Source organism: Chroococcidiopsis sp. [FACHB-1243], assembly GCF_014696895.1.
Lineage (GTDB): Bacteria > Cyanobacteriota > Cyanobacteriia > Cyanobacteriales > Chroococcidiopsidaceae > Chroococcidiopsis.
The window spans coordinates 90771-105253 of the sequence record NZ_JACJQX010000007.1 but is presented as its reverse complement, the minus strand read 5'-3'; the positions used below and the strand labels follow the sequence as shown (position 1 = coordinate 105253).

General features: G+C 39.8%; 7 protein-coding genes. 5 read left to right on the top strand and 2 right to left on the bottom strand.

Going from position 1 to position 14483, the window contains the following annotated elements; genetic code table 11:
• Window positions 1-36 precede the first annotated feature (36 nt).
• Both H6G17_RS07390 and H6G17_RS07385 read right to left on the bottom strand, forming a co-directional pair.
• Window positions 37-846: a 4'-phosphopantetheinyl transferase superfamily protein gene (locus H6G17_RS07390; protein WP_192155661.1), complete on the bottom strand. Its 810-nt coding sequence runs from the start codon at window positions 844-846 to the stop codon at window positions 37-39.
• Window positions 843-3257 (bottom strand): GGDEF and EAL domain-containing protein, encoded by a 2415-nt coding sequence (locus H6G17_RS07385; protein ID WP_192155659.1) that lies wholly within the window; start codon window positions 3255-3257, stop codon window positions 843-845. Before H6G17_RS07385 ends, H6G17_RS07390 begins: the two co-directional genes overlap by 4 nt.
• A gap of 913 nt (window positions 3258-4170) precedes the next feature.
• Here H6G17_RS07385 and H6G17_RS07380 point away from each other — a divergent pair.
• The 5 genes from H6G17_RS07380 (at window position 4171) to trpD (ending at window position 14332) form a co-directional block, all read left to right on the top strand.
• Window positions 4171-5997 carry an ATP-binding protein gene (locus tag H6G17_RS07380; protein WP_192155657.1) on the top strand — a complete coding sequence of 609 codons (1827 nt, stop codon included), beginning with the start codon at window positions 4171-4173 and terminating at the stop codon, window positions 5995-5997.
• A gap of 84 nt (window positions 5998-6081) precedes the next feature.
• A complete protein-coding gene (locus H6G17_RS07375; RefSeq protein WP_192155655.1) occupies window positions 6082-9174 on the top strand; it encodes an amino acid adenylation domain-containing protein in 3093 nt (1030 codons plus the stop codon).
• A gap of 274 nt (window positions 9175-9448) precedes the next feature.
• On the top strand, window positions 9449-12571 hold the full coding sequence (locus tag H6G17_RS07370; protein WP_192155653.1) for an ATP-binding protein: 3123 nt from the start codon (window positions 9449-9451) through the stop codon (window positions 12569-12571).
• A 120-nt stretch (window positions 12572-12691) separates the two neighbouring features.
• Complete coding sequence (locus H6G17_RS07365; RefSeq protein WP_192155651.1) at window positions 12692-13069, top strand: response regulator; 378 nt, start codon at window positions 12692-12694, stop codon at window positions 13067-13069.
• A 177-nt stretch (window positions 13070-13246) separates the two neighbouring features.
• Window positions 13247-14332: an anthranilate phosphoribosyltransferase gene (trpD, locus tag H6G17_RS07360; RefSeq protein ID WP_192155649.1), complete on the top strand. Its 1086-nt coding sequence runs from the start codon at window positions 13247-13249 to the stop codon at window positions 14330-14332.
• Window positions 14333-14483 lie beyond the last annotated feature (151 nt).

The window sequence follows — 14483 nt, the reverse complement described above, 5'->3', positions numbered from 1 at the left end:
ATCTAGTTGAGACTTAGCAGCAAGAGTCTGAGAATTCTACGATTGGCTGTCTCCATAAACTGGACGATGCCAGTCAAAGCTTACATCCTCACAAAGAGACAGCACGACATCACTGTCTTTAACCTGCAATCCTTGCCACTGGCAGCATTTCACCTTCCAGTCATGTCCCTCGATTGCCATAGCTGCAACATAGTTGACAGCTGGGATAAACGACTGAAGCAACCATCGCTCTGCCGCAGCGCGATCGCCGTTTATACTGAGTAGTTGGGCAGGTCGATCTGGTAGCAGCGATACATCAAATTGGCTTAAAGGAAGTGCTAATCCATCTCCAAGTGCTTTGAGAATAGCTTCTTTACAAGTCCAACCGTGAAAAAAGGCTGCTGGCTGCTGGCTGGAAGGAAGTGCGAGAAAAGTCGTGCGTTCTCTGGTTGAAAAGAATTGAGCAACGATTTGCTCTAATTCAGGTATATGACGAACGTATTCTAAGTCAATCCCAATTTGGCGATCGCAAGTAAAAGCATACAAAGCTAAGTCTTGGGAATGAGATAAATTAAAATGTAGCAAGTCACATGTCTTCAGTGCTGGTTTACCATGACTGCCGTAACAAAACTGTAATTGGTGAGGTTCGATATCTAAATAGTAACTGAGAATGCTTCTGAGTATGCCGCGACCGATAATAAAACGGCTTCTATCTGCTTCAAAATGAAAGCGATTTGCTCGATCTAATTCATCAACAGATAAGGTTTTAACTAATTGTTGCAAATATGCTGAATTTTGGCTGAGGCTAGCACGCCAAATGTGAATCTCGTGTTGTGGCAATACTAAGCTTTCAGAATTCGCAATCATATTGGTATTGTATCTACAACTATATTTTGCTCTTGTAACAATTTTGCTGCCATTTGGCTATCGACTGGTTTTGAGAAGAGATATCCTTGTCCGCTCCCGCAATTGAGTGCTTTGAGTTGAGCTAAATGTTTTAATGTTTCTACTCCCTCAGCTACCACATCCATACCTAAATTAGCTGCAAGAGTGACAATAGTACGGACAATCTCAAATTGTTCGCTGTCGATATCAATCTTATTAATAAAAGAGCGATCGATTTTCAAAGTATGAGTCGGAAAGCGATATAAATATGCTAACGAGGAATAACCCGTACCAAAGTCATCAATTGAGAGCTGAATTCCCAGAGATTGTAACTGAAACAGCATTGTGGTTGCTATTTCAGCATTATCCATAATTACGCTTTCGGTAATTTCTAGCTTTAAACTTTGGGCAGGTACGTTTGTTTCCCGCAGAATTTCAGTAATTTCTTCTACTAAATTAGTTTGAGTAAACTGCTTGGCAGAAAGATTGATACTCATGACTAACGATTGATATTCAGGAAATTGTATTTTCCAAGCACTCAACTGACGGCACGCTTCTCGTAATACCCACCAGCCAATCGGAACGATCAAACCTGTTTCCTCTGCTACTGGAATAAATTCGGCTGGTGAAACTAAACCTCTCTGTGGGTGTTGCCAGCGAATAAGTGCTTCAAAACCTGTAATCGCACTTGTTTTAAGCGAAACAATTGGCTGATAATATAATTGAAATTCTCGTCGTTCTAGTCCGCGTCGCAAGTCAGTTTCTAATTGTAAAAGTGCAGCGGCTCGCGTGTGCATAGTGGTATTAAATACTTCGTAGCGAGCTTTACCTGTAGCTTTAGCGCGATACATGGCTATATCTGCGTCGCGAAGTAAATCTTCTGGGCGTTCGTAATTAAAACTACTGAGAGTAATTCCGATACTAGCACTCGTAAAAACCTCGTTACCACTGAGATTGAAAGAGCGCGTTAATTCTTCTTGTAGCCGATTGGCAATATTAGTAGCCACATTTTCATCTTTAATATCTTCTAATAAAATCGTAAACTCATCGCCACCTAAACGAGCAACAGTATCGCCAACTCGCAAATATTTTTCTAGACGACGGGCGATCGCAATGAGTAGTTGATCGCCGACTGAATGACCTAAACTATCATTAATTAACTTAAAGCGATCCAGGTCAAAGAAAAGCACGGCAAATAAATAATTTCTCCGCCTTTTTGCTAGAGAAATTGCATGACTTAACCGATCCATAAATAAAACTCGGTTAGGCAATCCAGTTAATGCATCATGTAGGGCATCATGAAGTAACTGTTCTTCGGTAACTTTGCGGTTAGTAATATCAGATTGCGTTCCTACTATGCGATATGCTTCTCCTGATGCATCCCGGATAATAATTCCTCGGCTAAGCATCCAACGATAAGTTTTCCCTTTACATAAAATCCGGTATTCGCTTTCAAACTTAGAATTTAGCTCGGAGAGATGATTGAGCATTTCCATTTTGATGCGTTCCACATCTCCAGGATGAATGCGACAAAACCATTCATCTAAAGAGTTCATCTCATTGTCTGGATAGTCCAGCATTGATTTCCATCGAGAAGAAAAGTAAATCGCATTAGTTTTTAAATTCCAATCCCAAATGCCATCGTTAGTAGCTTGCAAAGCCAGAACGTAGCGTTCTTCGCTCTCTCGCAGTACTGTTTCTCTTTGCTGACGAGTAGTTAAATCAATTTCAATCAAAATTGCAGTATTTTCTAGCGCAGTTTTTTGCACCACTATTAGCAAGTTACGAGTACTGCTATCAGTTTGAATCTCTAGTTCCTTATAAATGGTTTGCTCTGGTTGAGAAAAAAAAGCTTGAATAAACTCAAGAAAATGACAATTTGAATTATAAAAACTAATAGGCTGCCCAATTAATTCTTCTGTATGCAAGTTTTGAGCTTGAGCCAGTTGTTGATTGACCGCAAGAATCTTTAATTCCGAATTAATCCAGTAAGCTGGTAGAGGTATAAGATCGAAAACGCTTCGTTCCTGTAATTTTTCTTGTCGCTCATGCTGTTGAATGGCTGGCAACCCAATATGTAGAGGTTGGAAAGCCCAATAAGCAAGTAAAACTTCAATACTAGCTAAAATAGATAACAAGCTGACTGCGATCGCTTGACTGGTAGCACCATAGCGGCTATTTGGCAGTAGGTAAAATATGCAGCTAAAAGTTACAAAATTGCACGTCAGGAATAGTGCGATTGTAACTTGCAGGGCTGTGAATTTCCGCGATATATTCGCAGTACTAGTTGGATGAGACGGCAGTTTCAGTTGAGTGTCAAAGTTAGTGTAAGAGCAATGACAGCTAGGATCTATATTTTCAGGTAAAGACTGATTTAACTCTAACTTCTCCATAATCTTCTATAAAATGTAGCTATTCGATCTCAACTCGATAAATCGTACTAAGCTATTCTGTTAGACGGGTAAAGTGGCTCTAGAATATCCATAGTCAATATAATTTGACATAAACTAGATTCAGAGTGTAATAGTAAACATCCTGAAAATTTAATTCAAAGTTAGAGAGACACTCTACCTAAATGGAGTTTTTCTTTTGATGTTTTCAGCTAAGCTAAGTAGAAATTCGGTATTTAATCGCAGTTTATTATACTAATTGCAGAGTTGGTAAGATTTTTTATTATAGGATCGGTGTTTTCTCTAGGTTTTTTTCTCAACCTGCTACACAAACTAATATGGCGATCGCTATTTAGAGCAAATATCAATACGGTTCAGTTAAAAGCGCTCGATCCTCGAAGATCCCCCCTCGCCCCCCTTTCCAAGGGGGGCGAGGGGGGATCTTCTTATCTGAACCGTATTGGAGCAAATATGCGCCCAATCTTACTCCCATACTAGGCAATTTCGGATACTAGGTCGATCGAACTAGTTATCTATTCAATAATTTCTGTATAGATTTACACTTAAAATCTGTGGTATTCCTCAAGCGTGACTGCTGAGCTTCAGTAAATTTAGGGAATCTACAGATGTTATCTACCTTTTGATTAATAACAACTGTAAAATTGCTTAATTCAATAGCTTAAAAGCCAATCTTCAAGCAAATAGTTCCGTTTAATAAAATTTTAATAAAGTAGTTGGCATTCAGCGACCGCTAGTGAAATAGTGAAAATAACCAACAGAATTATTCGCATCTACACTGAGTGATTTAATTCTGGCGATCTACTAACTCCGATAGCGAATAGTTGCTAAACCATCAGTGATTCGAGCTTAAAAACATAAGATAAATCAATAAACAAAACGCTAGAGATAAAACCCAATGGTTCCAGTCAACTTTAAAAAAATAGCAACAAAAAAAGAAGTAGTTGCTCTGCTTGAGTACTTAAACCAGGAAACAGGTACAGCCATTCAAATTCACGATGCTGATGGCAAAAGAATAGTAGGAGTAGGTAGTGAAAACTCAGCACATAGGTATCCAATTGAGTTTGCTAACCGCGTTATTGGCTGGATTGCTGGCAGTGAAAAAGCTATTGCTATTGTTAATCTAATTTCTTACTTAATCAAACAGGAATTTGAGAAAAAGGCGCTGGCAAACGAGTTATTAGAGAAATATCGAGAGCTGACTTTGCTCCACGATATTACGACTCAGATTACTGCTAGCTTAGAATTAAAAGAAGTTGCCCAACTAGTTATTGAGGGTGTTGGGAAACTAATTGAAGCTACAGGCGGATCGATTTTACTTCTGAATCAAAAAACAGGAGAGTTAGAATCTCTATCATCTGTTGGTCAAGCTTTTCCACCTCAAGAATCTTTGAAGTTGGGTGGAGGACTTATTGGTCGGATTGCTGACACAGGTAAAGGCGAGATTGTCAATGATATTACTGCCGATCCTAGATTTAGCGAGTATCAAGGACCGATCAAATCTTTAATTTGCGTCCCACTGAAGACAAAAGAACAAATGAATGGGGTGATATTTTTTTGGAGCCAAGAAGTAGATGAGCTGAGAGAGAGAACCGCGCTCTCATACAATTCTGAAGACTTAAAAATTCTGACGATGTTTGCTTTCCACGCAGCAGTAGCAATTGAGAAGGCTCTCCTTTACGAACAAAGTTGCATTTCTGCAACTGTTGCTCAAGCACAAGCTCAACAGTTACAGCAAGCTTTATATGAATTGCAACATACCCAAGCTCATTTAATTCAGAGTGAGAAAATGTCTAGTTTGGGACAGCTAGTAGCAGGAATTGCTCATGAGATCGACAGTCCCGTGAACTTCATTCATGGTAATCTCGCTTACATCAGTAATTATGCTCAGAATTTATTAAATTTGATCGAACTTTATCAAAAATATCATCCTAGCGATCGCGTTCAAATTCAAGAATTGATGGCGAACATTGACTTAGAATTTCTCTTAGAGGATTTACCAAAAACACTAAATTCAATGAAAGTAGATGTAGGACGCATTCGTAAAATTGCTCTGTCACTGCGTAACTTCTCTCGCTCTGATGAGTTAGAAATGAAGCCGATAGATATTAATGAAGGGATTGATAGTACTCTGCTGATTTTAGATAGTCGTCTGAAAGCAATCAGCAAGCATTCTGGAATTCGGATTGTTAGAGAATATGGTAGATTGCCTTTAATTGACTGTTATTCTAGTCAAATTAATCAAGTATTTATGAGTATTCTTGCTAACGCAATCGATGCTCTGGAAAATCAGAGCGAAGCTGGAACTATTACTATTCGTACAGAAGTCATAGAAGTCGAAAATGAAAGTTCTTTAGCTTTAGGAATGTGGCAGTTTGAAGACAAATTTACCGCTCATTCTAGTTTTTCCTTCTCTAGTCCCCACGTTGTTATTCGTATTCAAGATAATGGCGCTGGAATTAGCGAGGAAGTTCGCGATCGCATATTCGAGCCTTTCTTTACAACGAAAACTGCTGGTAATGGCGCTGGTTTGGGTCTTTCTATCAGTCACCAAATTATTGAGAAGCACGGAGGAGTTTTAAAGTGTTTTTCCGAACCAGGACACGGAGCCACATTCTGTATTCAAATTCCGATTAAGCAAACAATGATGTTGCAACCTATATTCAGCTCGGCAAATGGAAATAAAGTATTTAATTCAGAATTATCGCTAGCTGGCATCATTTAAAGGCAGTTCTCCTAGATTTTTTCAACATTCTCAAACTTATTGTTATCTATTTTCAGTCTTTCATCTAAAGTAGTAGGTAAATCAATGCAGAATCAGACTCAAATCAATTCCATTCATCAGTTAGTTGAGCTTCAAGTTTTAAAAACTCCTGATGCCGTAGCAGTTGTTTTTGAAAACCAACAACTGACTTATCGAGAATTGAATGAAAGAGCAAATCAACTAGCACATTACCTACAGACATGGGGAGTTAAGCCAGAAGTTTTAGTAGGAATTTGTGTCGATCGCTCTTTAGAGATGATTGTTGGGCTTCTAGGCATTCTCAAAGCTGGTGGAGCGCTACCCCTTGACATGTCATATCCTATAGATAGGCTGCGATACATGTTAGAAGATGCTCAGGCTCCTATTTTGCTAACTCAAAGCCATCTCAGCGATCGTCTTCCCAAGTGTAACAGTCATGTTGTTTATCTAGATAGCGATTGGCAGGCGATCGCTCAATATACAATAGCAAATCCTCAAAGCAAACTTACTTTAGACAATTTGGCATATGTGCTATATACCTCTGGCTCAACTGGAAGACCAAAGGGAGTGGCTATGCCACAGCATCCTCTAGTAAACTTATTAACCTGGCAAATACAAAATTTCAGGTATCCAGTAGCTAGAACTTTACAGTTCACACCTGTTAGCTTTGATGTCTCCTTTCAAGAAATTTTTTCAACTTTATCTTCTGGTGGCACTTTAGTTTTGGTGTCAGAGTCAATCCGACGAAATGCTGAAGCACTGCTGCATTACCTGAGCGCACAGGCTATTGAGCGTTTATTTCTCCCATATATTGCACTTCAGCATTTAGCTGAAGTCGCTAAAACTCAACTCAATTTACCGATTTATTTACGAGAAGTCATTACAGCTGGAGAACAGCTAAAAATTACTAACTCAATTGCACATTGGTTTAGTCATCTTAAAGAGTGTACATTGGAAAACCAGTATGGACCTTCTGAAAGCCACGTAGTAACTGCATATAGACTCTCAGGCTCATCTAAAAACTGGCTTCATTTACCACCAATTGGACAGCCTATTGCGAATACCCATATCTATCTGCTAGATCCAAACTTACGCCGCAAAGAAGATCCGTGCCAACTAGTTGCTACCGGAGAAATAGGAGAACTGGCAATTGGTGGGGTAGCTTTAGCGCGAGGCTATCTTAACCAACCGGAATTGACAGATAATAAGTTCATTCCTAACCCCTTTAGCAACGAAACAGAAGCGCGACTCTATAGAACTGGGGATTTAGCACGTTACCGACCAGATGGCACTCTTGAGTATATGGAACGGATTGACGCTCAAGTTAAAATTCGCGGTATTCGCATTGAGTTAGGTGAGATCGAAGTTATTCTCAGTCAACATCCTTTAGTAAAAGATGTTGTAGTCGTTGCTCGTGAGGATTCATCAGATAACAAGCGCTTAGTGGCTTACATTGTTATTGAAGACGATCGGCTTACTAGAGACAAAGATGAGATAGCTGTACATCTTCGCACTTTTGTTCAGGAGCAGTTGCCTAATTGCATGGTTCCATCTGCTTTTATGTTTCTTGATACACTACCACTGACTCCCTCCGGTAAAGTCGATCGCAGAGCGCTTCCTACGCCCAGTCAAAGTAGACCTGCTTTAAAAGAAGATTTGGTGCTACCTCGAACTCAGATAGAGAAGAGTTTATCAGAAATCTGGTTACAGGTTCTTAGTATTCAGCCAGTAGGAGTTTATGACAATTTCTTTGACTTAGGTGGAAATTCTCTACTAGCCATTCAAGTAATATTTAAAGCGAGAGAAGTTTTTCAAATAGAGATACCCATAGTTGCTTTATTTGATACCCAGACAATAGCCACTCTTGCTGAGTTTATCAATGCCGCTATTAGCTCAAAGATGCTAGCAACCAGCGATGATGGCACTATTGCTGATTTGGAAGCGGATGCTGCCTTGGTTCCTACTATCAACCTCGACCATCTCTCAACAGCAATTAAGACTGAACCAGATAATATCTTCATTACTGGAGTTACGGGCTTTTTAGGAGCCTTTTTACTCTATGAACTTCTAGAGCAGACTCAAGCTAACATTTATTGTCTCGTTCAAGCCGCCGATTCTGAAATAGGTAAACAAAAGATCCAAAGTAATCTTGAGAAATATCTGCTTTGGAACAAAAAATATAATTCTAGAATCATTCCAATTACTGGAGATTTATCAGAGCCGTTATTGGGAGTTTCTGAAGCACAGTTTCTGACTTTAGCTCGCAAAATCGATGTTATTTACCACAATGCTGCATACATTAATCTGATCTATCCTTATACCGCTCTTCGCGCAACTAACGTTTTCGGTACTCAAGAGCTTTTAAAACTAGCAACCCAGATCAAAGTTAAACCTTTCCACTTTATCTCTACTCTTGACGTATTCCAAACTTCACGAGCATTTGGAACTAACTTGATTACAGAACAGGACGAACTGAATCCAAGCGAAGCAATTCGTTTTGATGGTTATACCAAGAGTAAGTGGGTATCTGAGAAAATGGTCATAACTGCTCAATTGCGAGGACTACCCGTTTCTATATACAGACCAGCAATGATTACAGGACATAGCAAAACAGGCGTGGCGAATGTAAACGATCTGATGAACCGATTAATCAAAGGATTTGTTCAACTTGGATATGCTCCTAGTTTCGATATGATGTTTAATATAGCTCCAGTAGATTATTTTAGCAAAGGGGCAATATACATATCTAGACAAGAAGAATCTCTGGGAAAAACATTTAACTTTATTAATCCTCAGCCAGTATCAATGACTCAATTTGTTGAAACTATCAATGCCTGCGGTTATTCAGTGCAACAAGTTTGTCATAAACAATGGGAAGATCTACTGATGAATAATATAGAGTCATTAGACAGCATAGTATCTGTGCTAACTTCAAAAACCTCAGAGAAAGGCTTGAGCTATTTAGAAAAATGTTCAGTAGGAGCGAACTTGACTAGCTGTGAAAATGTGATAAACGGACTTAAAGGAACTACAATCGTTTGTTCCCCAATTAATGCTCAGTTGCTGAGTACATACTTGTTTTACTACATCCGAAGTGGTTTTCTTAAAATGCCAGAAATATGCAATGGCAAACAACCTGTCATATCTCTAGCTATGTAAGCTTTGACTCTTCTCAAAAGCTATCTTGAACAGTCCTCATTCGTTTGCTACTTCTTATACCAGATAGAAAGCGCTCCAAGGCAATGTCTTTCTGGCTGAAGTCAGAATGAGGACATTTACTTTGTATGCTTTGCTAAGTGTGATGTGAGCTTACAATCCAAATCTATGCTTGAGATGCTAAGCTGTTAATTTTGAAATTAATCTGGGAACTATAGGTTTGGTTGAGTAAGTTAAATCATATTTTGGATCTCTGTAAAGAGATTGATGTAGGGATATGCTGCTAAATACTGCAAAAAACCCCATTAAGAAATCAATTGCTTCCAGACTATTTACTCATGTACTAGCAAGTGCTTTAGTAGGGTTAGCTGGAATGTCCTGTTTTTTCTATCAAGCATTAGAAAATCGAGCTAAAGAAGAAATTCAAAGTAATCTCAGCACACAAGTCAAGTCAATTGAAGGAGAGTTTGCTAAAGCTGAGCAACTGAATTTGAGTTTAGTTGCTACAGTCAAGACCATGCATCGTCTGAGTATCAAAGACGCAAATGTATATAAACAGATAGTTTTCGAGCTGTTTCAGCAACGTTCATCTCTAATGTTGGCTCTTGGTTTTGGTCAGGAGCCTTTCCAACTTCTGCTAGATCGTCAATCGTTTTGGCCATACTTTTTCCTAGATCAGAATACTCCCGATCAAGTGGGACAACCTCTAGCACCACCACATAATCATATTCGGTTTGCAGATGTATGTGAGGTTGATAGTAAATGCCGCGAACAAGAATTTTACAAATTACCTGTGGTAATAAAAAAAGCTATTTGGTTAGAGCCGTACCAATGGTCTGGAATTACCATGACTACTACTGGAGCGCCAATATATGATGATAACAACAAGCTAATTGGAGTCACTGGATTAGATATAAATGTGACAGCTCTTAGCGCTCAAATACAAACTCCCAAAAGCTGGAAATCGGGTTATCTAGCAATTATAAGTGAAAAAGGAAACCTGCTGACTTATCCTCCAGATCCCCAAAAGGCTAAGGCACTGTCAACATACAAGGATATACCCGAATTAAAGGCTGTATGGCAAAAGATATCGAATGGTAAAGCTGGATTAATCCAAGCTGAAGGACACTACTGGGCATACGAGCGAGTTAAAGGTACAAACTGGTTGATGATCGCATCAGTGCCTCAATGGGTTGTGCTGGGTCCCGCGTTAACTATTACTGTGGGAGGAGCGCTGGGAGCGGCTATCATCCTGGCTGTAGTTGTTGCTTTCTTTATCCGCAGACTGAATCAGCGCTTACAACACATTATGGCTGAGTGCGATCGCCTAGCAGAGATAGATTTGCAAAGGACGCGCCGACTTAACCAAGCATCTGAAGTAATTGCTAGCAATACGTTTCAGCAGCAGTCTGAAGCGAGGAATACAGATGAACTGGAAGTTTTAGAGCAAGCTTTTAATAAGATGGCAGCCCAGCTAGAAGCATCATTTGAAGAGCTAGAACTGCGAGTTCAAGAGCGCACGGCTTATTTAACTGCCGTGATTGATAACTTGGCAGATGGGTTATTGGTCGTCGATTTAAATGGTAAAATTGCTCGGGTCAATCCAGCTTTATTTGCTCTATTTGGAATTGAAGAGACAGATTTATCTGGTCGTGATTGTCAAGTTGTATTTAATCGTAAGATTGTCGAGCTAGTAGAAGAAACTCGTAGAAATCTAAAAAAAGTTTTTGTTGCAGAAATAGAATTATCGAGTGGTTGTACTGGAAAAGCAGTCGCAACTGCAATTCTGAAAGATGCCGATTCTACAGGTAAGCAAAATGGAAAAGATCGGTGTATTGGTTCAGTTTTATTGATTCGAGATATCACGTCAGAAAAAGAGGTGGATCAGATGAAGACTGATTTCATTTCTACAGTATCTCACGAACTTAGAACACCTCTGACATCAGTTCTTGGTTTTGCCAAAATTATTAAGAAAAAACTAGAGGAAGTTGTCTTTCCCGTCATTCCAACAGATGATAAAAAAGTCCAACGCAATGTGAGACAAATAGCAGACAATCTGGATATTATCGTATCAGAAGGTAGCAGACTGACGGATTTGATTAATGATGTCTTGGATATTGCCAAGATGGAGGCGGGCAAGATTGAGTGGAAAATGGCTCCCCTACAAATTAATGAAGTCATAGATAGAGCGATCGCAGCTACTTCTGCGCTCTTTCACCAAAAAAATCTGGAATTAATTCGAGATATTGAATCCGAACTACCGGAGATTATAGGCGATCGCGACCGCTTAATTCAAGTAGTTATTAACCTGATTTCTAATTCTATCAAATTTACCGATACTGGCTCGATTACTTGCAGAATCAAAGCTAATGAAACTCAAATCCATATTAGTATTATCGATACGGGTATAGGTATCGCTGAAGTCGATTTAGATAAAGTATTTGAGAAATTCAAGCAAGTGGGTGATACCCTCACTGACAAACCCAAAGGCACGGGTTTAGGGTTGCCAATTTGCAAACAAATTGTCGAACATCATGGAGGTAAAATATGGGTTGAAAGTATTTTAGGTACAGGTAGTAAATTTTCCTTTACCTTACCCATCATGATTGCTTGTGACTTGAAACCAAAAACTTTTGATGTCGATACTCTCGTCAAGCAGTTGCGAGAACATGTAGTCATGAAATCTGCTAATTCTAGAACGACTAAAAAAACAATTTTAGTAGTCGATGACGATGCTAATATTCGTCAGTTGTTACGGCAGCAGTTAGAGTCTGAAGGATACAACATTCTTGAAGCTAAAGATGGCATAGAAGCGATCGCCTTTGTGAAAAAATCTGCTCCCGACCTCATTATTCTAGATGTTATGATGCCAGAGATGAGCGGTTTCGATGTAGCAGCCGTTCTCAAAAACGATCCCAAAACTATGAATATTCCCATTATTATTCTATCGATTGTAGAAGATAGAGAGCGGGGCTACCGCTTGGGAATTGAACGCTACTTAATGAAGCCAATTGAGACAGATACTTTATTGCATGAAATTGGCACACTGACGACTCAAGCTAATTCTAGTAAAAAAGTTTTAGTGGTTGATGAAGATGTATCTACTGTGAAAACTTTAGCTGAAGTTTTACAAGCTAAAGGTTACAGTGTAGTTGAAGCTATTGATGCTCAAGAATTGCGAGAAAAAGCAATGTCGGTTCAACCATACATGATTATTGCTAACGCTAACTTTTGGGAGCGCTCCGAAGTTATTAAAACTTTGCGTTTTGAAAAAGGTTTAGAAAATGTTTTCTTTATCTTACTAGCAGACCGTCAGGATGGCGATCGTTCTGAAGCATTAACTACACAAAATGAGATTTTACTTCCAAGAGCTTTCATCAAAAATGAAAAACTTGTATAAAGTTTTGCTCAATGATAGAAATTGTAGATTAGTATAACTATGCCTTAGAGCAGTATGCGATCGCACCAAAAGTTTCAGTTTAAATTTTACTAACCGAGATTTAGGTATATGGGTAAAAATATGGATTTAAAAATCTTAATTGTTGATGACGAACCTCACGTCAGACTGTTGATGGAACAAACATTAGAAGAATTGGAAGATGAAGGGGTAGAACTACTATTTGCCGACAATGGTGAAGTCGCACTCAATATTATTACGAACGAGCGACCTCAGCTCGTATTTTTAGACGTGATGATGCCAAAAATGAATGGTTTCGATGTATGTAATACTGTAAAAAATAAATTAAATATTTCCGATGTTTACATTATTATGTTGACAGCTAAAGGTCAGGAATTCGACCGACAAAAAAGTATAGAGGTTGGAGCTGACATGTATACTACCAAACCGTTCGATCCTGATGAGATTACGGAGAAAGCCAGAGAAGTTTTGGCTTTGTAAAAACCAGAGTATTGCATTCTGTTACCAAGAATCAGGCTGGTGAATAATTAAGCGCGATCGCTGCCATACATTGCAACTCATTGTAAATGACAGTCTAGTACGATTTTTGAAAGACAAGTCCGATCGAGTAGAGCCTTTTGCGGTAGTATGCTTCTAACTGCAAAAATTGTCCTGACAATGACCTCTACATCAGCCATCGATCTCAGCAATAGTTCTCTCCCAGAAGCTTCAAATACTTGGGCAACGCAATTACTTCAGCAATTACTGGATCGTCAATCTTTGTCCGGTGCGCAAGCAGCGCAACTCATGCAGGAATGGCTCAACCAAAGCATTCCACCTGTCTTATCTGGAGCAATATTAGCAGCAATTCAGGCTAAAGGTGTATCAGCCGAAGAACTGGCTGGGATGGCTCAAGTTTTACAATCTGTGCGGGCGCACAGCACGGGCGCACAGCTGTGCGCCCCTACACCTTTAATCGATACCTGCGGAACTGGTGGAGATGGAGCTGCAACCTTTAATATATCTACTGCGGTTGCCTTTGTCGCAGCAGCGGCGGGAGTACCAGTAGCTAAACACGGCAATCGCTCTGCTTCTAGTCGAGTCGGTTCTGCGGATGTGTTAGAAGCACTAGGAGTTAATCTCAATGCTGCCGCAGAAAGAATACAAGCAGCGGTTACAGAAGTAGGCATTACATTTTTATTTGCCCCTGGGTGGCATCCAGCTATGAAGGCGGTTGCTCCGTTACGCAAAACGCTGAAAGTACGGACGGTGTTTAATCTATTAGGACCGTTAGTCAACCCTTTGCGCCCAACAGGACAAGTTATTGGAGTTTGTGAATCAAACTTACCACTGACTATCGCTCATGCCTTGCAGCAGTTAGGGACAAAACAGGCAATTGTGCTGCACGGACGGGAAAGGTTGGATGAAGCAGGTTTAGGTGACGCTACAGATTTAGCAGTGTTATCTAACGGACAGGTGGAGTTAACAACTATACATCCACAGGAACTAGGCTTAGCACCCGCACCAACAGCAGCATTAAGGGGTGGAGACGTACAGGAAAATGCAGCAATTCTCACTGCTGTATTGCAAGGTAAAGGAACTCAAGCACAGCAAGATGTTGTTGCTTTAAATGCAGCGCTAGCACTGCAAGTAGGAGAAAAGATCCCTTTAGGTGAATATGCTGCTGGCATTAGCCTAGCTAGGGAAATTCTGTATAGTGGTGCTGCTTGGGCAAAGCTACAGCAACTCGTACAATTTCTATAAATCAGGGAGCAGGGAGTAGGGAGTAGGGAGTAGGGAAGAGTGGTAGTTGGTAGTTGGTAGTTGAGTGGTGCGTTCGTTGTGCATGGTGCGTGTAATACTGCTCCTAATTGGGAGCGATCGCGTTACAGTAATGAGTCAAATATATCGTGTT

What these genes read in the sequence shown, in the direction of transcription:
- H6G17_RS07365 (WP_192155651.1), top strand. Translation starts at nt 12,692, where the DNA reads ATGGATTTAAAAATCTTAATTGTTGATGACGAACCTCACGTCAGACTG.
- H6G17_RS07380 (WP_192155657.1), top strand. Translation starts at nt 4,171, where the DNA reads ATGGTTCCAGTCAACTTTAAAAAAATAGCAACAAAAAAAGAAGTAGTT.
- H6G17_RS07375 (WP_192155655.1), top strand. Translation starts at nt 6,082, where the DNA reads ATGCAGAATCAGACTCAAATCAATTCCATTCATCAGTTAGTTGAGCTT.
- H6G17_RS07390 (WP_192155661.1), bottom strand. Translation starts at nt 846, where the DNA reads ATGATTGCGAATTCTGAAAGCTTAGTATTGCCACAACACGAGATTCAC.
- H6G17_RS07370 (WP_192155653.1), top strand. Translation starts at nt 9,449, where the DNA reads ATGCTGCTAAATACTGCAAAAAACCCCATTAAGAAATCAATTGCTTCC.
- H6G17_RS07385 (WP_192155659.1), bottom strand. Translation starts at nt 3,257, where the DNA reads ATGGAGAAGTTAGAGTTAAATCAGTCTTTACCTGAAAATATAGATCCT.
- trpD (WP_192155649.1), top strand. Translation starts at nt 13,247, where the DNA reads ATGACCTCTACATCAGCCATCGATCTCAGCAATAGTTCTCTCCCAGAA.